This is a genomic window from Acinetobacter sp. YH12219, from assembly GCF_013417875.1.
Classification (GTDB): domain Bacteria; phylum Pseudomonadota; class Gammaproteobacteria; order Pseudomonadales; family Moraxellaceae; genus Acinetobacter; species Acinetobacter amyesii.
Genome location: NZ_VPDC01000003.1, coordinates 75252 through 92833 on the forward strand (window position 1 = coordinate 75252; position 17582 = coordinate 92833).

At 39.7% G+C, this 17582-nt stretch carries 16 protein-coding genes and 1 tRNA gene; 6 read left to right on the forward strand and 11 right to left on the reverse strand.

Annotated elements, in window-relative coordinates; all coding sequences use genetic code 11:
• Positions 1 to 19: 19 nt before the first annotated feature.
• The 5 genes from glnD to FTV04_RS02625 all read right to left on the reverse strand — a co-directional run bounded on the left by glnD (position 20) and on the right by FTV04_RS02625 (position 5929).
• The gene (gene glnD / locus FTV04_RS02605; protein ID WP_180004107.1) at positions 20 to 2686 is read right to left on the reverse strand and encodes a [protein-PII] uridylyltransferase; all 2667 of its coding nucleotides are present in this window, start codon (positions 2684 to 2686) and stop codon (positions 20 to 22) included.
• A gap of 29 nt (positions 2687 to 2715) precedes the next feature.
• A complete protein-coding gene (purT, locus tag FTV04_RS02610) occupies positions 2716 to 3930 on the reverse strand; it encodes a formate-dependent phosphoribosylglycinamide formyltransferase (RefSeq protein ID WP_180088522.1) in 1215 nt (404 codons plus the stop codon).
• A gap of 160 nt (positions 3931 to 4090) precedes the next feature.
• Complete coding sequence (locus tag FTV04_RS02615) at positions 4091 to 4366, reverse strand: hypothetical protein (protein ID WP_180088523.1); 276 nt, start codon at positions 4364 to 4366, stop codon at positions 4091 to 4093.
• Positions 4367 to 4832: 466 nt separating this feature from the next.
• On the reverse strand, positions 4833 to 5180 hold the full coding sequence (ygaH, locus tag FTV04_RS02620; RefSeq protein ID WP_078189050.1) for an L-valine transporter subunit YgaH: 348 nt from the start codon (positions 5178 to 5180) through the stop codon (positions 4833 to 4835).
• Positions 5177 to 5929, reverse strand: coding sequence for an AzlC family ABC transporter permease (locus FTV04_RS02625; protein WP_078194362.1), 753 nt, complete (start codon positions 5927 to 5929; stop codon positions 5177 to 5179). The genes ygaH and FTV04_RS02625 overlap by 4 nt, the downstream gene beginning before the upstream one ends.
• Before the next feature lie 103 nt (positions 5930 to 6032).
• On the opposite strand from FTV04_RS02625, the gene FTV04_RS02630 reads away from it, so the two are divergent.
• Both FTV04_RS02630 and FTV04_RS02635 read left to right on the forward strand, forming a co-directional pair.
• Positions 6033 to 6512, forward strand: coding sequence for a hypothetical protein (locus FTV04_RS02630; protein ID WP_111885993.1), 480 nt, complete (start codon positions 6033 to 6035; stop codon positions 6510 to 6512).
• Positions 6513 to 6945: 433 nt separating this feature from the next.
• Entirely contained in the window at positions 6946 to 7104 is a 159-nt protein-coding gene (locus tag FTV04_RS02635; RefSeq protein WP_180009458.1) for a hypothetical protein, read from the forward strand.
• A 96-nt stretch (positions 7105 to 7200) separates the two neighbouring features.
• On the opposite strand, the gene FTV04_RS02640 is transcribed toward FTV04_RS02635, so the two are convergent.
• Entirely contained in the window at positions 7201 to 7908 is a 708-nt protein-coding gene (locus FTV04_RS02640; protein WP_180056007.1) for a Crp/Fnr family transcriptional regulator, read from the reverse strand.
• Between the two features lie 100 nt (positions 7909 to 8008).
• Here FTV04_RS02640 and FTV04_RS02645 point away from each other — a divergent pair, with 100 nt between their 5' ends.
• Positions 8009 to 8548: a DUF962 domain-containing protein gene (locus FTV04_RS02645; RefSeq protein WP_180056006.1), complete on the forward strand. Its 540-nt coding sequence runs from the start codon at positions 8009 to 8011 to the stop codon at positions 8546 to 8548.
• Between the two features lie 65 nt (positions 8549 to 8613).
• Here FTV04_RS02645 and FTV04_RS02650 read toward each other — a convergent pair whose 3' ends face one another.
• Entirely contained in the window at positions 8614 to 9048 is a 435-nt protein-coding gene (locus FTV04_RS02650) for a hypothetical protein (RefSeq protein WP_180088478.1), read from the reverse strand.
• A gap of 231 nt (positions 9049 to 9279) precedes the next feature.
• Positions 9280 to 10371 carry a redox-regulated ATPase YchF gene (gene ychF / locus FTV04_RS02655; protein WP_078189045.1) on the reverse strand — a complete coding sequence of 364 codons (1092 nt, stop codon included), beginning with the start codon at positions 10369 to 10371 and terminating at the stop codon, positions 9280 to 9282.
• A 269-nt stretch (positions 10372 to 10640) separates the two neighbouring features.
• Between ychF and FTV04_RS02660 the strand changes: the two genes are divergently transcribed.
• Together FTV04_RS02660 and FTV04_RS02665 are read left to right on the forward strand one after the other, a co-directional pair.
• Positions 10641 to 11405, forward strand: a complete 765-nt coding sequence (locus FTV04_RS02660; protein ID WP_168379640.1) for a glutathione S-transferase family protein — start codon at positions 10641 to 10643, stop codon at positions 11403 to 11405.
• Between the two features lie 321 nt (positions 11406 to 11726).
• On the forward strand, positions 11727 to 12197 hold the full coding sequence (locus tag FTV04_RS02665) for an Lrp/AsnC family transcriptional regulator (protein WP_180050071.1): 471 nt from the start codon (positions 11727 to 11729) through the stop codon (positions 12195 to 12197).
• A gap of 91 nt (positions 12198 to 12288) precedes the next feature.
• On the opposite strand, the gene FTV04_RS02670 is transcribed toward FTV04_RS02665, so the two are convergent.
• The 3 genes from FTV04_RS02670 to FTV04_RS02680 all read right to left on the reverse strand — a co-directional run bounded on the left by FTV04_RS02670 (position 12289) and on the right by FTV04_RS02680 (position 14753).
• Complete coding sequence (locus FTV04_RS02670) at positions 12289 to 13041, reverse strand: YebC/PmpR family DNA-binding transcriptional regulator (protein ID WP_078189042.1); 753 nt, start codon at positions 13039 to 13041, stop codon at positions 12289 to 12291.
• 302 nt (positions 13042 to 13343) lie between these two features.
• Entirely contained in the window at positions 13344 to 13913 is a 570-nt protein-coding gene (locus FTV04_RS02675; RefSeq protein WP_078189041.1) for a 1-acyl-sn-glycerol-3-phosphate acyltransferase, read from the reverse strand.
• 763 nt (positions 13914 to 14676) lie between these two features.
• Positions 14677 to 14753: transfer RNA gene (locus tag FTV04_RS02680), tRNA-Ile, on the reverse strand.
• A 368-nt stretch (positions 14754 to 15121) separates the two neighbouring features.
• Between FTV04_RS02680 and FTV04_RS02685 the strand changes: the two genes are divergently transcribed.
• Entirely contained in the window at positions 15122 to 17326 is a 2205-nt protein-coding gene (locus FTV04_RS02685; protein WP_180088524.1) for an OsmC domain/YcaO domain-containing protein, read from the forward strand.
• The last annotated feature ends 256 nt before the right edge of the window (positions 17327 to 17582 follow it).

Below are 17582 nucleotides of genomic sequence, written 5' to 3' on the forward strand. Positions count from 1 at the left end.
GGATACCGATCAATTTAAGTTAATGATGACTACAAACCTGATTCGAAGCTTCATCAAGTGCTGACTTTAACTGTGCAGCAAACGTTTCCGCTTCTGAATCACTCATAGGTGAGCCATCTTTTTTAGTGACATAGAAAATATCTTCAGCACGTTCACCGAGCGTCGCAATTTTCGCAGAGTGAATATCTAGGCCTTGCATCATAAATAAACCACCGACTTTAGCAAGTAAGCCCGGATGGTCAAGTGTCGCAATTTCAACCATATTTTGTTGAAGCGCTTCATTAAAAGAAATACTCACGGTATTTTCAATATCAAAATGACGCAGTTGACGTGGAATGCGACGTTGCATCAGGCCTGGGTACTTGTCTGATTGGCTCAAGGCTTTTTTAAGCGCTTCAATAACGGTTTGCTCACGCTCTGGATCTGTTAATAAGGTGCCAAAACGGTCAAGTACAACATAGGTGTCCAAACTAAATGCAGTGGATGCAGTGATAATACGGGCATCTTGAACATCTAGATTCATTCTGTCCAAAATAGCCACTGTGGTCGCAAACAAGTTAGGCTGATCTTGGGTGTAAATAAAGATCTGTACCGCATCTTGTGCAAATTTGCGATGTGCTCGCATCAGTACCAATGGTTCTGCATTATTGCCATGCTTTAATATGGCGCGCGTATGCCATGCGATTTCATCGGCAGATTCTTTTAGGAAATATTCATCACCGAGTTCTTGCCAAACAGTTTCTACATCGTAGAGCGAAAAATCGTTGACTAATAGTTCACTGGCCGCAAATTTAGTGTCTTCGATCAGCATTGGATAATCTACAGGACGACCCAAACCAGAACGAATCACATCACGCGCTTGTGTATACAGTTGGCGCATGAGGGATGCACGCCATGTATTCCAAAGCGTCGGATTAGTTGCATTGATATCAGCAACTGTCAATGTGTAAAGATAGTCGAGATGTTCCATATCGCCCATTTTCTCAGCAAATTCTTTCACTACATCTGGATCGGAAATATCTTTTTTCTGAGAAGTAACGGACATCAATAGATGGTTTTGAATCAACCATGCGACAAGGTTGCATTCACGTTCAGTAAACCCATGGGTACGGCAAAAAGCAATTGCATCCGCTGCACCAAGTTCACTGTGGTCACCACCACGACCTTTGGCGATATCATGGAAAATTGCCGCTAAATAAACAATGTCACGGCGCGCCAGTCGTTGGAATACGGAGCTAACGACAGGGAAGTCCTTAGCAAATTCAGGCTCTTTAAAACGGTTTAAATTACGTAGTAATAATAGGGTGTGGGCATCGACAGTATAAATATGGAACAAGTCGTATTGCATGAGTCCCATGATTTGCCCAAAGGCAGGAATATAGTTGCCGAGCACACCATAACGTTTCATCGCCACCATGGTGTCATATAAACGGTAGGGTGAGCGAATGATCGCCATAAATAAGGCTTGATGTGCGGGATTGTTACGGAAGTTTTGATCAATACGTTTTGCCGCAAGAGACAATAGACGTAAAGTTCGGGCACGAATGCCTTCAATTTCCGGACGATTCGCCAAGAGGTAGAAAATTTCTAAAATAGCACTTGGATTTTCAGAGAAAATTTTATGATGCTGCACCGCCAATTTGCCATCAACTAATTTGAAGTTGGCATTGATTTCTTCAATCTTACGTTCATAGTCAGGCAAGCGCGGTGTGATGACCGATTCATTGAAATAAGCCAAGAGCATTTCATTTAAAGTCGTCACTTGCTGAGCGCTACGGTAGTAACGTTTCATGAACTGTTCGATTGGATAATTCGGTGATTTGCCTTCTTCACGCTGATAGCCAAATTTAGCGGCAATGTCACGTTGATAATCAAACAGTAAGCGGTTTTCGTCGCGCTTGGTTAAGCGATGTAAATGATGACGGATTTCCCAAAGAAAGCTTTCTGTTTCTTCAAGAACGCCAAGTTCAAACTCTGAAATAAAACCTAGATGTACAAGGTCATAGATGCGATTGACACGGAAATGACGCTTTGCAATCCAACCGATTTGGTTGATGTCGCGGATACCACCGGGCGCATTTTTAATATCGGGTTCTAAGTTGCTTTCGGTATTGTTATGTTGAGCATAGCGTTTGGCTTGCTCTTGCATTTTGGCATCATAGAAGGTTTTATCCGTCCATGTCTGTGACACGATACGGCGTGGCCATTTGGCTAGGTGTTCATTGCCCACAATCAAACGTGCTTCGATCAGCGCTGTTGCCACGGTTAAATCATTGGTGGCTTGAGCAACACAATCGTTAATAGTACGTACACTGATGCCCGGTTTGAAATTACCAACATCCCAAAGTGTTGAAATAAAGCTGGAGATGAGTTTTTCTTGTTCTGGGCTGATTTCATCCTCAGACAAAATCATGATATCGACGTCGGAGTATGGCAGCATTTCACGGCGACCATAGCCACCTACAGCAAACAAACCGAGATCGGTTTGGTCGAGTTCAGCATGTGTCCATAAGAACTTTAAAGCTTCATCGATTAGATTCGATCGCGCCAAAATCACATCACGAATCGACTGTCCATTTTCAAAGCATTCCTGTAGCTGATTTTCAACATCTGAGCGCCATTGGTTAATCGCCTGAATGTCGTGGTTACTTTTAATGTAATTCAGCAGAGGAAGCGTATTGATCATGAACAGTGGTCCGTTAAGGTGTTACAAACTTAGTTTTGTTGAACACTGACTTGTTGTGCAGCATGTTGAGCAAGTTCACGCGCGTGATCTGTGGTTTCAGCGCGTGCTGTTGCTACGCCCATACGGCGACGTTTAAAGCCTTCTGGTTTACCAAAGAGGCGTAAATCGGTGTCTGGATTAGCCAAAGCAAGATTTAAGCCAGTAAATGATAAATTGGTATCATCCACGCCTGCATAGATGACTGCGCTCGCAGCAGTACTGTGTCGAGCAGTATTCACAGGCAGACCAAGAATGGCACGTGCATGCAGTTCGAATTCGCTTTGGAATTGCGATGCAAGAGTGACAAGGCCTGTATCGTGTGGACGAGGTGATACCTCACTAAACCATACTTTATCGCCTTTGACAAACAGTTCCACCCCAAAAATGCCACATCCACCTAATGCAATGGTTACTTTATTGGCAATACGCTTGGCTTCCTCTAATGCAAGAGCAGTCATAAGTTGTGGCTGCCAACTTTCCACATAGTCACCAGAGTCTTGGCGGTGGCCAATTGGGTCGCAAAATGATGTTTCTATTTCACCTGTTTCTGCATTTTTAGCACGAACAGTCAGCAGGGTGATTTCAAAGTCAAAGTCAATTTGTGATTCCACGATCACGGTGCCTTGATTTACACGTCCATCTGTTTGTGCATATTCCCAAGCAGCATCGACTTCATCAAAGCTTTTTACACGTGACTGTCCTTTACCCGAAGACGACATGACAGGTTTAACAAAGTTTGGATAGCCAATGTCATCGCATGCTGCACGGAACGCTTCAAGGGTATTGGCAAATCGGTAGGCTGAAGTCGGGAGTCCAAGCTCTTCGGCAGCTAGACGGCGAATCCCTTCACGATTCATCGTCAGGTTGACAGCTTTTGCAGAAGGAATGACAGTGGCAATCTTTTGTTCTTCAATCTCGACCAAAACTTGAGTCGCAATGGCTTCAATTTCAGGGACAATCAAATGAGGCTTCACTTGAGAAATTAAGGCTTTAAGTGCCTCGGGATCTGCCATATTTAAAGTATGAGAAAAATGTGCAACTTGCATGGCAGGAGCATGGTCATAACGATCGGCAGCATGAACTTCTACACCCAAACGTTGCAATGAAATCACAACTTCCTTACCGAGTTCACCAGAACCTAACAGTAAGACTTTATACGCTGAAGACTGAAGTGGAGTACCAATAGTGACGCTCATGTAAATCATCCATGCTTGATTTTATGGGAATTTAAGCATAGCAGAACTTGTTCGAGAGATAAGCGAGTGTTCACATAAATAAATGATATTGTCCAACAATTTTTTTTATATCTTTATGGGGGAGCGTTCGTGTAATTATTTATCTGTTAAAATCTTTAAAAAGTGGTAATTAGTTGTTTTTAGTTAAATTCACTTTAAATACGCCTACATTTTTTACACATGCACGGAATGGCTCAATATCCAAATTTGCACATTGCAGCGCACGAAGCTGCACAGTGGTTTGGCGGAAGTTGGGCCAGTACAGCAATCCGAGCAGTAGTGCGGCGCATATGCATAAAATCAATATCAAGCCAACTAAAACGGCAGTGAAATAGAGTACGTCTGCAGCCACTGACAGAAGCTGAAATGATGAATTGAGCCATGAACTAAAGCTGAAAATACACATTAGAAAAATCAATAAAAAACCGGTCAGCTGCAGAAAATTACTGAACAGATGGGGCATAGATATGTGCGGAAACATCTGGCGACGCGGGTGTAAATGCAGAATCTGCTGTGTGCCATTGTATAAACCCACAATCGTCTTTTGCTGATTTTTTTCGATATAAATGGCGCGGATCTGATCAGCAGGTTGGCAATGTACAGCGTAGAAATTACCACTGAACAGCTGACTTTGAATAAAGCATTAAAAATTTACGCTTCGATGGGCTTTTGCAGTCCCCAACTCAATTCATATGGTTGTCTAGAATGAATATAAATTTTGTCTTGAATAGCATGGTACTTTGCCATCTATTGGTTTTATATAGATTTTTTTATGTTATACGCTGACTATCTCATAATTATTGCTAATTAAAAAGCACAGGCTAAAGTAGCTTGTGCTTGAAGTTTTTATTTGGATTGTCGCAGACTCGGCTTTAGAGATGAAAAGGTATATAGGTATAGACTAAGCCATAAGTCAGGGCCGCAGTGAGCGTAGCAGGTACAATTTTTTTAAACTTGAAATACAAGCCTGCAAGCACAGCAAATCCAACCAACATGGCAAAGCTTTTGTTTGGTGTTTCAAGCAGAGGCGGTAAGGTTGCAACCACCAACATTGAACTAATTGCAGCGATACCAATCGAGCCCAAAGCGATTTTGAGCCATAAAGAACCACGCTGCTGTGAACCTTGCTGAAATTTCTGAATTACAAAAAATGGCCCAAACCGTGATGCAAAATTCGCAATTCCGACCAAGATCCCGACCAGGATAATTTCTAGATTCATGATGCTTCACCCATATGCTCAGGATCAGGTTTTTTTAAAACATAATGTTTGAATAAACCGGCAAAAATACCAGAAGAAATACCGATAAAAATCGCGGCAGACAAGTCAATAAAGTAGCAGGCAATCGCAGAAACAATAATTGTAACCGTGACCACAAATGTATGTTTTTTCTCAAATGCGGCAAGTAAAAAGCTTAAAAACAATGCAGGCAGTAGAAAGTCGAGTGCGGCTTGTAAAAATTGTGGAAGGTTGCTGACTTGATCGGCAAATAAACCGCCTAAAAATGAGCCTGTTGCCCAAGACAGCCAACTAAATAAGCTGAGTCCTAACATCCAAGATTCTGACCATTCTTGACGACGTTGCGACAGTTTGATCATGCCTGATGCGAAAACTTCGTCGGTTAAACCCCAAGCCCAAACTGCCGTTTTCTTTAAGTTAAGTCGATCTTGAATCAGGTTTTGTAAGGCAGGGCCATAAAGTAAATGGCGTATATCGAGAGCAATCACAGTGAGTGCAGTCATCCAAATGGATGTTCCACTTCCCAGTAAAGCAACGACGAGAAACTGACTGGCACCGGCATACATAGAGCAAGATAAAAATAAGGCTTCCCACGCAGTGAAACCAAATTGAGTCGCAGAAACCCCAAATGCAAAAGAAACAGGAAGATAGGTAAAGATAATGGCTTGACTATCTTTAGCACCTTGCCAAAAACCCGCAGGCTGAACTGTAGGAAGTTTGTGCTCAGACACGACACACCTTTGAAAGAGTTGAACAACAGGTCAAATGATGATTGAGTATTGTACTCGAATTCACTAGCATATTGCCGAATATGTTTGCTGAAATGAGCTGGATATGCAGAGGTTAAAGATGCGTGGGATACTGATTGTTTCATTATTGAGCAGCACGGTGTTGTTGCAGGCCTGTGGTAATGATGGAGCTGAACAAGCTCAAGTCGAAATTAAAGCAGCACCCAAATTAACCAATGATGCAACGGAGTATGCTGCCAAAGCTTGGGCGTTTATCAATGAAGCCGATCCGATTGTTTATGCAAAGCAAGTCGATCAGATGGAAGAGAAAGTCCGTGTTCCAGCACGTAAATTGAGTACCGAATGGCGTATCAATGTCAAAATGACCGATTCTGTGACTGAAGGTAAATATGCACTGTGTCGTAAAGCTTTAACAAGTCTGGAAATTTGGGCACGTGAAAGTATTGATCAGAGTTCGACTGTTGCACAAAAGCAAGCAGATTATGAGCGTGATAAAAATCAATGCAAAGGTGCGATTGAAAACCCTGAACTCGGAAATACCGATCCGAAAAAAGTAGGTGTTTAACTCGATCAAAGCAGTGAATTTTCACTGCTTTTTTTTGGAAAATATCAAAAAACAAGAATAAATCTATAATAGAGGATTGGAAAATTCTCCTAAAAACATTGCTATTTCATATAAAAAATAAATCAGACTGCTGTCTTTGTGTTGAGCTTAGTTTCAAATTTACATGTTTATTTTTTGAATTTAAATAGATAAAGCATTGATAATGAATTGTAAAAATATCTTTTGAGAAAAATTTATTGTTAAAAACTCCCCATTATAGAACGCTAGTCGTCTGACTTTCTCTTTAATTAATATCTTTAAAATATTAATAATACAAAGTATGAATAATGTAATAAAAAATTAAAATTATCATTATTTGATAAATTGTGTAAAAATAACTGCGTATAAGATGAAGTATGTAAATTAAATTAAAGACGTTGAATAGGTGATTAAGATGAAAAAAACATTAATGATGTTATCGGTTTTGGCTGTTTTGACTACAGCGCTCAATGCACAAGCAGCGACTGAAGACAAATCAGAAGCATCAACTCAAGAAGTTGCAGCATGTACAAATGGTTTTGACAGTGTAAATGTTTGCAAATTATTGTCTTGATCAAAACTCAATAAAGCGAAGTGCTACAAATAAAAGCAAAATAACTATAAAGAATCATTCTGGTGCAATTAAATGCACTTATTTAAATCACAAATGTCAGACATCATGCACAGGAAGTGCATGAGCAATCTGATGTAACTCCGCTAGATCTAAAATTTCAATTTGTTTAAACGCAACACGAAGGACCTGCATTTTTTCCAATTGCTGAAGCTCCTGATTGACTGATTGTCTTGAGCAATTCATCAGTTGCGCAAGTTGTTCCTGCGAGATATGTATGGTGTGTTGCTCAATTTCCAAATGATTTCCATATCCATTTAAAATAAACAGCAGACGCTGTGCGAGACGTTGACTTAAACTTTGCGTTTGTAAGGCTATGAGTTCCATAAAGGCATAGCGAAGTTTTTGACTGGTGAGCTGGGCAATATGAAACCAAAACTCAGGGTGTTGTTGTAATAATTGCTGAATTGCTTGAGCCGGTAAGTGTAATAAGGTGGACTTTTTGGTACAGATGGCATCGTGAGAACGTGGTAATTGGTCAACCAAGGATATTTCGCCAAACCACATAATCGGCTCAGCAATGGCGGCAATCGCTTCTTTGCCATGAATATCAATATAGCCTAAGCGAACTGCGCCTTCTAAGACCGCATACATACCATTAAAACGCTGTCCTGATAAAAAAACACGTGCGTCTTTTTCGAAAGCTAAGGTCAGGGCATGGCGGCAGATAAAGTCTTGGAAGGAAAGATTTAAGCCTGAATACCATACATTTTTATTGAGTTGATGCACATATTGAGCGTCCAGCACAGCATATCCTTATTTTTTGGTCCAACTTGTCTATTAGCTGACAACTTTATTGATGCATTTTTTATATAGTGAAATGAGTAAATGAACAAGGAGTAAGTTAATGAGCAAACTTGAAAGACTGCTAAGCCAGTATGCAGCATATCATTTAGATCGAAAAAATGTGCTGACGCATTTTGTGGGTATTCCGCTTATTGTGTTTTCGATTATGTGCCTAACAGCACGAGTAGGGCTAATGATTTCAGGTTTTGAACTGACCCTTGCATTGTTGTTGATTATTGCCAGTGTCATTTATTACCTGAGTTTAGATAAAATTTTCGGTTTGATTATGCTTTTGGTGTTTGCGGTTACGTATCCCTTAGCCTTGATGATCGCAAAGATGAGCCTCATGTCATGGCTGATTTGGAGTGTGGGAATCTTTGTAGTGGGTTGGATCATCCAGTTTATCGGCCATTATTATGAAAAGAAAAAGCCTGCGTTTATGGATGATGTTATTGGCTTGGCAATAGGACCTTTATTTGTTCTAGCTGAGTTTGTGTTTCTACTCGGCTTTCGTAAAGAGCTTGAACAAAGCATGCTGACAGAAGCAAGAAGACAGCGCGCAGAGATGGATGCAAAAGCATTACAAACTGCTCACCCATAAATGATTTGAATAAAAAAGCCGGATAATTCCGGCTTTTTTTGTGCTATGTGTTAATTCTCAACTGTTTAGGATTTCACAGCAGCTTTATGTTGTTCCGCTGCGACCTTTTGTGCAGCGATTTTTGCTTTTGCGTCAGTATTTGCAGCTTTGGCAGCAAGGGCTGAAGTTTTAGCTTCTGATTTTGCTTGTGTTGCAAGATGCTGTGCTTGAGCTGCATCATGTTTTGCTAATTTTTGATTATGTTTCACTTGACTCTGAGCCAATTGGCTGGCTTGTTTTGCATCGTGTCGAGCGACTTTTGCATCATGCTGCGCAACTTGTGCTGCATGTGTAGCAGTACGTTCCTGATGTTTTGCATCTTTTGCAATGGAAACACAAGTACCACCTTTATGGTTTGCACCTGTACCACCTGTAAGTGTGGTGCCTTGTGGACATGCAAACGCAGTTGCACTAAGCATTGTAAAGATACCTGCTGTTAGAATTGTGCTGATTTTTTTCATTGCTATTGTTCTATGAAAATAGGCATTAGTGCCTATGAGTAAATTTATAGCAGAACGGTAGAGATTTAAGTCGTTGCACTGTGGTGACTCGGCAACCAAATCATGTATTCGTGTCGATATAATTTTGTTTTTAAGTAGGTTTTAAGTTTTTAAATATGCTTATTTTTTGGCTTGAGCTTTTGCCTAAAATTAAAGAAGCCAGCAAATTGCTGGCTTCTTATGGGTGCTGTTTTATACGTTAAAACGGAAGTGTAAAACATCGCCATCTTGAACGATGTATGTTTTACCTTCTAAACGCCATTTACCAGCTTCTTTAGCGCCAGCTTCACCGTTATATTGAACGAAGTCGTTGTAGGCAACACATTCAGCACGAATAAAGCCTTTTTCGAAGTCAGTGTGAATCACACCAGCAGCTTGAGGTGCAGTTGCACCAATTTTCACTGTCCAAGCACGAACTTCTTGTACACCCGCTGTGAAGTATGTTTGAAGGCCGAGTAAGCCATAACCTGCACGAATAACTACGTTTAGACCAGGTTCTTCCATGCCTAAAGCTTCAAGGAATTCCGCACGGTCTTCGTCTTCAAGTAATGAAATTTCTGCTTCGATTTGGTTGCAAAGTGGAACCACAATCGCATTTTCTTCAGCGGCTAATTTTTGTACTGCTTCTAAATGAGGGTTATTTTCGAAACCATCTTCTGCAACGTTGGCAATATACATGGTTGGTTTAAGGGTTAAGAAGCCATAACCACGCACCAATTTACGTTCATCTTCATCAAGGTCAGCTGCACGCGCAGGTTTACCTTCATCCAGTAAAGGTAAGATTTTGTCTAAAACAGCTTTGGTCGCAATCGCTTCTTTATCGCCACCTTTTGCAGATTTTGCTAGACGTGTAATTGCTTTAGAAACAGCTTCTAAGTCAGCAAGTGCAAGTTCAGTGTTGATTGTTGCGATATCGTCAAGTGGATCAATTTTGCCATTTACGTGAATGACATTCTCGTCTTCAAAACAACGTACAACATGTGCAATAGCATCCGTTTCACGAATGTTGGCTAAGAATTGGTTACCAAGGCCTTCACCTTTAGATGCACCAGCAACGAGACCTGCGATATCCACAAATTCCATCGTGGTTGGGACAACACGTTGTGGGTTTACAATTTCAGCAAGTTTATCCATACGTGGGTCAGGTACAGGTACAATCCCAGTATTTGGCTCAATTGTACAGAATGGGAAGTTTTCAGCAGCAATCGCAGCTTTGGTTAATGCGTTGAAAAGCGTTGATTTACCAACGTTCGGCAGGCCGACAATACCACAGTTAAAACCCATGAAATAACTCACAAAGTATTATAAAAAAATTGTGGATGATTTTACATGAAAGCCATAATAAAGTCAGGTGATATGGGCAGGAGAATGTATATCTTATTGAATCGCGCAGAGATAGAGATGAATTCACGTCTGAATAATGCTTGAGTTGCACTACAGATGCAGAATAGGTGCAAAAATGACATTGTGTTTCAATAACACAGTGACTAAAGTATCCCTATAAAATTACTGGGTTTTATAAACTACAGTTACAACAAAAACTTGGAGCATTTATGCGAACTCTCTACCAGTTTCCACTCTCACATTTTTGTGAAAAGGCGCGCTGGTTACTCGATCATAAAGAGTTGGATTATGTGGCTCATAATTTAATGCCGGGTGTACATCGTGCATTTGCACAGCTTAAAACAGGGCAAAACAAATTACCGATTTTACGTGATCAAGATCATTGGGTTGCAGATTCAACTCAAATCGCCTTTTACTTGGATGCGACCTACCCCGAACATAGTCTGATCCGTCCAGATGTCAAACTGCGTGAAGACGCTTTAGAAATTAATGAACTCTCCATTGAGTTAGGGCAACATGTGCGCCGTTGGGGGTTGGCACATGTATTAAATGAAAGTGAAGAATCACTTGATATTTTAATTGGTGAAAAAGGCTATTTACGTCAGTTTGAAAAATATTCAAAACCGATTATAAAGGCACTGGTTTCTAAGGGTTATCAATTAGATACAGATAAGGTTGCGGCTTCACGTGAGCGACTGGATGAAATTGTGGTTGATTTAAATCAACGTCTGATTGAACAAGGTGGGCGTTATTTTGTGGGCGACCGATTAGGTTTAGCCGATATTGCGGTGTGTTCAATGTTAGCGCCGTTATTAGAGGTTGTCGGAACGCCGTGGGAAAAAGAGCATGGCGAAACCTTGTCAGAAGAGTTCAAAGCTTATAAAGCCTATTTGAGCGATTTGCCTTTAGGTCAATATGTACAACGCATATACCAAACAGAACGGAATGCACGGGTAGATTGGCGTGGTGTATAAGCCCTTTATATGAAACTTTGCGTCATACTGCTTAAAAAAAGCGCGCCTAATGGCGCGCTTTTTTTAAGCCACTTAATACTTACTTGGTAATATAAAAAATCAAAACGTGATGAAAAAACATTCATTTAATCAAGATATTTATGCAAATTATTATTTATATGATGCATCTGAGCTTTATTATTTTTAATAAATCATGCTATACATGAGAAAACTTGCACATAAATGCTGATTTTAAAATTTAAAATAACATTGAAAATGACAACAGGTGTTTGATGAATCGGGATCATCAGCACTGTTTTCAAAAATGGCTGGAGTAGACCGATGGAACTAGACCGTTTTGATAAACAAATTTTAGAAATTTTGACCCATGAAGATGTCAATTTAAATGAACTATCAGAGCGGGTGAATTTATCGGTCAGTTCCGTTCATCGGCGGATCAAACAATTGATTGATCACAATATTATGAGCGGTTTAAAGCGTGAAATTAATTATCAGAAATTAGGGTTTAGTCTACATGTAATTTTACAGGTGTCACTCAGTAAACATGATACGGATACTTTTGCAAAATTTTTAGAAGAATTAGAAAGTATTCCTGAAGTGATTAATGCATTTTTAGTGACAGGGCAGTCAGCTGATTTCTTGGTTGAAGTGGTGGCACGAGATATGGAAAATTACAGTGAAATTTTACTCAAGCGTATTGGAAAAATTGAACATGTGGTCGCATTACACTCGAGCTTCGTGATTAAACAATATAATGTCTTTAACTGTAATGGATTGTTAAATAAGGTTTGAGTGCTGCACTTAATTCAAACTCATTATCCCTTGAAAGCTTAGCAATAAAAAACGCACCGATGGGTGCGTTTTTTATTTCATAATGAAGAAATTATAGAGCTTCTAACTCAGCCATCACTTCATCGGTGAATTCAACGTTGGTATACACGTTTTGAACGTCGTCAAGATCTTCAAACATATCAATCATTTTGATGATTTTTTTCGCTTGTTCGATATCTGAAATTAACGCTTTAGTTGAAGGGTTCATCACCACTTCGGCGTTATCAGATTTTAAACCTGCTGCTGCAAGCGCATCCTGAACTTCACCGAAAGTTTCAGGTGTAGTGATAACTAGAATTTCTTCTTCGTCCACTTCGATGTCTTCAGCACCCGCTTCTAAAGCGATGTCCATAATTTGATCTTCTAAAGAAACATCTTCAAAAGTAATCTCACCACGTTTGGTAAACATATAAGCCACTGAACCTGCAGTACCTAAATTACCATCAGTTTTAGAGAAACAGTGACGAACGTCAGGAACAGTACGGTTCAAGTTGTCAGTCATTGTTTCAATGATGACAGCAACACCACCAACGCCATAACCTTCGTAAGTGACTTCTTTTAGATCAGCATTTTCTTCACCGCCTACACCACGTTGGATTGCACGGTTAATGGTGTCACGTGTCATGTTTGCAACTAATGCTTTTTCAACAACAGCACGTAAACGTGGGTTAGACGCTACATCACCGCCGCCTAAACGTGCAGCTGTCACGATTTCACGGATAAATTTTGTGAATACTTTAGCGCGGCTCGCATCTTGTTTTGCTTTACGATGCTTAGTATTAGCCCACTTGGAATGACCCGCCATGCGAAATATGCTCCTTGTAGATTGGCCTTATGCCTATCAAATTGAGCAAATTCTACCATAATGGCTTTTTTGTGTGAAAGTACTGGATTTCAGGAATTGAGTAGTTGAAAAAAAAATATCCAAATTTGAGAAAATAATGCGAAATGTCTAAACGCTCGTACTGTAATTTTTCTTATGATGAGAATTGGGCTGAAAGGAGCGAGGTGATCTTGTTATAAAAGGAAGATATAAATGTACAATGCATGGAGCACGATACATTTATATCTTTAAGTACGTATATCTTAAAAAAACGTGAATGGCACTTAGTCTTTATTTTTAGGTTCTGGGATCACGATGTCTAAACCTACTTTATCTTTATAGAGCTGCTTAATTAAAGCTAAATCGTGATCGAGGTCAGTTGGGTAAATCTTACCGAAAATACCGCCTTGTTTGGTTTTTGAGTTGGCATACATTAATACAATTGGCACACCTGCAGCTTTAGCGATATACCAAAAGCCTGTGCGAATCGGTTTTCGTGCTTCACCACGTTCTGCTCGTGTCGCTTCTGGAGCAATGACTAAATTAAATTTTTCATTGGCTTCAAAATGCTCAACCATTTGAGTCACGATGTCTTTATTGGCTTTACGGTCTACAGGAATACCGCCAATCGCTTCAAGAACAGGTTTAAATGGACCTTTAAAGAGTTCTTTTTTAATCAGCGTGTGAATTTTAATGTCGTAAATTTGGCAAAGGGCCAGTGAAAGAACAGCATCCATCATTGAGGTGTGTTCAAAGCCGACGATCACTTGTTTATTTTCTAAAACATCAGGTTCTACGTGGTATTTCCAGCCCGCCAATTTAAATGCGGATTCGCCAATAAATTTTTTCAACATAGTCGGTGATACGGTGATTTAAAAAAGGTGTAATTTCTGCTTGTTTGGATCATGAGTCAAGAGGATTTAAGTGAGCTTTGATCTGAATTGTGCATATATTACAAATCGGAATAAGAAGGGGGATTGAAGACTGATACTTTTTAGCAATAAATCGGCTAAATTTTATATAGCAAAGCTATCATCATAGATAAAAATACTCTTAAAAATTTGCTAAATATGGCTAGGCACCGTCAGAAATTCTTATTAGACTTTTGTCGTAGGTTAAAACTTTTAACCTGTTGGTCTTAACTCGTTTTCTAACGGAGAACTCAAGCATGATTTATTTAACTGCTGTGTTATTCGCTGTTGCTATGTTTGCTTTGATTGTTATTTGGTCAATTGTTGAGTTTTATTTGGACTTAAGAAAGCCTGAGCAGGTTGAGTCTTAATATTTGTGCTTTTAAAGTGTGAAATATATAGTATTTCTAAAAGTCATGAATCAAAAAACATTTGCTTATAATGAATAAAATAATATCTTTTAAGTATAACAAATCGTGACTTTATTTAAGGGTATCTAGAACTTAAGCCTTTAAATTTTTCTTAAATGTATTTTTTTATAACCTACTTCTCGTATTAACCAATTGTGGCTTACTCAAGCTGACTTGAAGTTTTGTACGTATCTATATGTTATCTGCCATATCTTTTAAAAGCTTATACAAACTTTACTTAGCTTTTAACATTAAAAAACCCCTCACGATTAATGCACGTAAGGGGTTGTTTTATATGGTGGGCCCACACAGACTTGAACTGTGGACCAACGGATTATGAGTCCGCTGCTCTAACCAACTGAGCTATAGGCCCTATATTCTGAATGTGTTATTTATCAACAAGTTCAGACGCAAAGCATACTAGCGAAGATTTTTTTAAAAGACAAGCCTTTTTCTTCACGGCTGCACACTAACACAACAAATTGGCTGTAGTTGCAGCAGTTGAGCTTGGATTCGACCAAAATGCACAAAGTGCCGGATTCTATCGTGATGTAAATCACGACAAAAGTTATCAAACAGTCAAAATAACCTTATAATAATGCCCATTCTTGTCAGTACCGTGCCCAAAAGCGCTTAGATTGGTACTGGCCTCACATTTTTAAGTCAATGTCCTACAGTTATTCGGCTTAAGTTTTCATTTTTATGTGTTGCACTGACACATAAGAATATTTAGGTGCCCACATGGAAATTAAGGTTAATTATCTCGATAACCTTCGACAAGAAGCCAAATTTGATGACTTCACGGTAATTGCCGACCAACCCATTCGCTATAAAGGCGATGGCTCTGCTCCCGGACCATTCGATTATTTTTTGGCGTCGTCAGCATTATGTGCAGCGTATTTTGTAAAAGTGTATTGTGCGGCGCGAGACATTCCGACAGACAATATTCGCTTATCTCAAAACAATATTGTTGATCCTGAAAACCGCTATAAGCAAATTTTCAAAATCCAAGTCGAACTACCTGCGGATATTTCAGAAAAAGACCGTCAAGGCATTTTGCGTTCAATTGACCGCTGTACGGTTAAAAAAGTGATTCAGACTGGTCCTGAGTTTGTCATTGAGGAAGTAGAAAGCATTGATGCAGATGCACAAGCTTTACTTATGCCAAATTTAGCGTCAGAAAGTACCACGTTTATTCCGGGTAAAGATCTGCCATTAGAAGAAACCATTGCCAATATGTCAGGTATTTTGGCTGGTTTAGGCATGAAGATTGAAATTGCATCATGGCGTAACATCGTGCCGAATGTTTGGTCTCTACATATTCGTGATGCACAATCGCCAATGTGTTTTACCAATGGTAAAGGCTCAACCAAAGAAAGCGCATTAGCTTCGGCTTTGGGTGAATTTATTGAACGTCTCAATTGCAACTTCTTCTATAACGACCAGTTCTGGGGTGAAGAGATTGCCAATGCTGACTTTGTGCATTACCCAGATGAAAAATGGTTCCAACCTGGCCCAGAAGGCGAGTTACCTGTCGAAATTTTGGATGACTACACACGTGAAATTTATAACCCAGAAGGTGAGTTATTAGGTACACATCTATATGACACCAATTCAGGAAATATAGCACGCGGTATTTGCTCTCTTCCATTTGTCCGTCAGTCAGATGGTGAAACAGTGTATTTCCCATCAAACTTGATTGAAAATTTATACTTGTCAAACGGGATGAGTGCAGGGAATACCTTGGCAGAAGCGCAGGTTCAATGCTTATCTGAAATCTTTGAACGCGCAGTAAAACGTGAGATTTTAGAAGGTGAATTGGCTCTACCAGATGTACCAGAAGAGGTTTTAGCCAAATATCCAAGTATTGTTGCAGGTATTCAAGGCTTAGAAGAACAAGGTTTTCCTGTATTGGTAAAAGATGCTTCACTTGGTGGTCAGTACCCAGTGATGTGCGTAACCTTAATGAACCCACGTACAGGTGGGGTTTTTGCATCTTTTGGTGCGCACCCTAAACTCGAAGTGGCTTTAGAGCGTAGCTTAACCGAGCTTCTACAAGGCCGTAGCTTTGAAGGTCTAAACGATCTACCAAAACCAACGTTTAGCTCAAATGCAGTCACTGAACCAAATAACTTTGTAGAACACTTTATTGACTCAAGTGGTTTGGTGTCTTGGAAATTCTTTAGCGCACAATCAGACTATGATTTTGTAGAGTGGGATTTCACTGCAGAAGGTGAAAATGCCAATGCGGAAGAAGCTACAGCGATGTTTGCGATTCTAGAAGACATGGGCAAAGAAGCGTATATGGCGGTCTACCAGCATCTAGGTGCTACGGCATGTCGTATTTTGGTTCCGGGTTATTCTGAAGTGTATTTGGTTGAAGACTTGGTTTGGGATAACACCAACAAAGCTTTGGACTTCCGTGAGGATATTTTAAACATTCATCGTCTAGATGAAGATGAGTTAGTGTCACTGGTTGAGCGCTTAGAAGAGCTTGAAGTGGATGACTACACGGATATTGTGACGCTCATCGGGATTGAGTTTGATGACAATACCGTATGGGGCCAATTAACGGTTCTTGAGCTCAAACTACTGATCTATATTGCCTTACAAGAATTTGAAGAAGCAAAAGAGTTGGTCGAAACCTTCCTTCAATACAACACCAATACGGTCGAACGTGGTTTGTTCTATCAATGCATGAATGTAGTTTTAGAAGTTGAATTGGACGATGACTTAGATCTCAATGACTATGAACATAATTTCCGTCGTATGTTTGGTGACGAACGTATGGATGCAGTGATTGGTTCAATGGATGGCAGTCTTCGCTTCTACGGTTTAACTGAAACCAATATGCAACTTGAAGGTTTAGATCGTCATTTACGTCTGATTGATAGCTATAAAAAATTGCATGCTGCACGTGCGAAGTTTGCCAGTCAGAACGTTTAAATCTAGGGCTTGTTAATAACGATACTCATGTGATCATCTATTTGAAAAAACTCTCCTAAGGGGGAGTTTTTTTGTGCAAAATTTGCTGAAAATTAATCTATATCTGTGATGTTGATATTAATAAAAATCCTTATAACTCAGGTGAATATAAGGAAGGCTTAAAAATAACCGATTATCCGAAATTGTGTCATTTTAAAGTAAAGATATTTGACTCATTGGAAAAATATGATAATAAATTAGCTATGGCGTGTTTAGG

Bases quoted from the DNA above. Each gene is read 5' to 3' on its own strand.
- FTV04_RS02635 (WP_180009458.1), top strand. From the start codon at position 6,946: ATGAAAAAAACATTAATGATGTTATCGGTTTTGGCTGTTTTGACTACA.
- FTV04_RS02660 (WP_168379640.1), top strand. From the start codon at position 10,641: ATGCGAACTCTCTACCAGTTTCCACTCTCACATTTTTGTGAAAAGGCG.
- FTV04_RS02615 (WP_180088523.1), bottom strand. From the start codon at position 4,366: ATGTGTATTTTCAGCTTTAGTTCATGGCTCAATTCATCATTTCAGCTT.
- FTV04_RS02675 (WP_078189041.1), bottom strand. From the start codon at position 13,913: ATGTTGAAAAAATTTATTGGCGAATCCGCATTTAAATTGGCGGGCTGG.
- FTV04_RS02665 (WP_180050071.1), top strand. From the start codon at position 11,727: ATGGAACTAGACCGTTTTGATAAACAAATTTTAGAAATTTTGACCCAT.
- purT (WP_180088522.1), bottom strand. From the start codon at position 3,930: ATGATTTACATGAGCGTCACTATTGGTACTCCACTTCAGTCTTCAGCG.
- FTV04_RS02650 (WP_180088478.1), bottom strand. From the start codon at position 9,048: ATGAAAAAAATCAGCACAATTCTAACAGCAGGTATCTTTACAATGCTT.
- ygaH (WP_078189050.1), bottom strand. From the start codon at position 5,180: ATGAATCTAGAAATTATCCTGGTCGGGATCTTGGTCGGAATTGCGAAT.
- ychF (WP_078189045.1), bottom strand. From the start codon at position 10,371: ATGGGTTTTAACTGTGGTATTGTCGGCCTGCCGAACGTTGGTAAATCA.
- FTV04_RS02685 (WP_180088524.1), top strand. From the start codon at position 15,122: ATGGAAATTAAGGTTAATTATCTCGATAACCTTCGACAAGAAGCCAAA.
- FTV04_RS02670 (WP_078189042.1), bottom strand. From the start codon at position 13,041: ATGGCGGGTCATTCCAAGTGGGCTAATACTAAGCATCGTAAAGCAAAA.
- glnD (WP_180004107.1), bottom strand. From the start codon at position 2,686: ATGATCAATACGCTTCCTCTGCTGAATTACATTAAAAGTAACCACGAC.
- FTV04_RS02645 (WP_180056006.1), top strand. From the start codon at position 8,009: ATGAGCAAACTTGAAAGACTGCTAAGCCAGTATGCAGCATATCATTTA.
- FTV04_RS02630 (WP_111885993.1), top strand. From the start codon at position 6,033: ATGCAGAGGTTAAAGATGCGTGGGATACTGATTGTTTCATTATTGAGC.